At 69.6% G+C, this 1,528-nt stretch carries 1 protein-coding gene; it reads left to right on the top strand.

The window, feature by feature from the left end:
* The first annotated feature begins 266 nt into the window (after positions 1 to 266).
* Entirely contained in the window at positions 267 to 1,391 is a 1,125-nt protein-coding gene (locus ACFYP3_RS37780; protein WP_388842648.1) for an ISAs1 family transposase, read from the top strand.
* The last annotated feature ends 137 nt before the right edge of the window (positions 1,392 to 1,528 follow it).

The following is a 1,528-nucleotide window of genomic DNA, read 5'->3' as shown; positions in this document are numbered from 1 at the left end:
CCCGGCCTGGCGCGACACCGTTGGGCTGGCCGCTTGAGCATCACCGAACTCCTGGTGGACCTTCACGTTCGGGAAAATGAGGCCACGGTCCGGGCAGGGCTGATTCAAAGTCGTGGTGATCTTGTGGTGTGCCTGGTCACAGGGGTGTGACGATCGGTTCGGGGGCCGCGACGGATGCACCGAAGCTCCGGTTGAAGACGGGTGACCTTGCCAAGTCGCCGTTCTCAGCCGGAGCTTCGATGTGCCGTCAGTCTGCCACCGTCTGCTTGATCAAGTCGCCGTCGCGTCAGCACCGCGCGCTGCCGTCACTCGTGGACCGGCTGTCGGTGCTGCCCGATCCACGCCGGCGGCGCGGGGTGCGTCACCCGTTCGTGGCGGTACTGCTGGTCGCTGCGTGCGTGGTGACGGCCGGGGCCCGCTCGTGGGCGGCGATCGGCCAGTGGTCCAGGGCCGCGCCGCAGGACACCCTGGCCCGGCTCGGCGCTCGCACTGCCGGGACACTTCGGGTGCGTGTCGCGCCGTCACTGTCCACCATCCGCCGGGTCGTGATCGCGGTGTGTCCGGGCGGTTTGGCGGACCTGACCGGCCAGGACCCGGCCGGGGCCGACACCGTCGCGGTGGACGGAAAGTGCGCCCGCGGCTCGCGTCACGGCGCCGTCCCGGCCGTGCATCTCCTGGCCGTGATGACCGGCGACGGACGCACCGTCAGCCAGCTGCCCGTGCCGGGCAAGACGAACGAGATCACCTGCTTCGCCGCCCTGCTCGCGCCGTTCGACCTGCGCGACGTCGTGGTGACCGCCGATGCCCTGCACACCCAGACCGCTCACGCCCGCTTCCTCGTCGAGCGGAAGCAGGCGCACTTCCTCTTCCTGGTCAAGGCCAACCAGCCCGATCTGTTCGCCGCCTTGCGCTCGCTGCCCTGGAAGGAGGTGACCGCCCGCCGCTACGACCGCGAAGCCGGACACGGCCGCCGGGAGACGAGAGCCACCCGGGTGCTGACCGTCACTGGCCTGGGTCTGGACTTCCCCCATGTCGTCCAGGCCGCCCGGATCCTGCGCTACCGCGTGGACACCGCGAGCGGCAGGTGCACCCGTGAGACCGTCTACGCGATCACGGACCTGACCTCGGCCGAAGCCTCCCCGCAGCGGATCGCCCAGCTGGCCCGGTCACAATGGACCATCGAGAACCGGCTCCACCACATCCGGGACACCACCTTCGCCGGGGACGCCTCGAAGATCCGCACCGGCCACGGACCGGCCAACCTGGCCACCCTCCGCAACCTCGCGATCAACGCCCTCCGCGACGCAGGACACCGCAGCATCGCCGCTGGACTCCGCGAGGCGTCCTACGAACCATTCACCCGACCGCTCAAGCTCCTGGACATCAGCTGACCAGCACCCCAACAAGATCACCACGACTTTGAATCAGCCCTGACGGTCCGGGCGGACGAGCTCCGCAATCAGATCGCGCATCTCAGTGCCGCCCTCGCAGAAACCGAAGCGCGTCTTGCGGACCTGGCCACCACCCG

The organism is Streptomyces sp. NPDC005533 (genome assembly GCF_042871845.1).
Lineage (GTDB): Bacteria > Actinomycetota > Actinomycetes > Streptomycetales > Streptomycetaceae > Streptomyces.
This window is presented reverse-complemented; position numbering and strand designations above follow the sequence as displayed.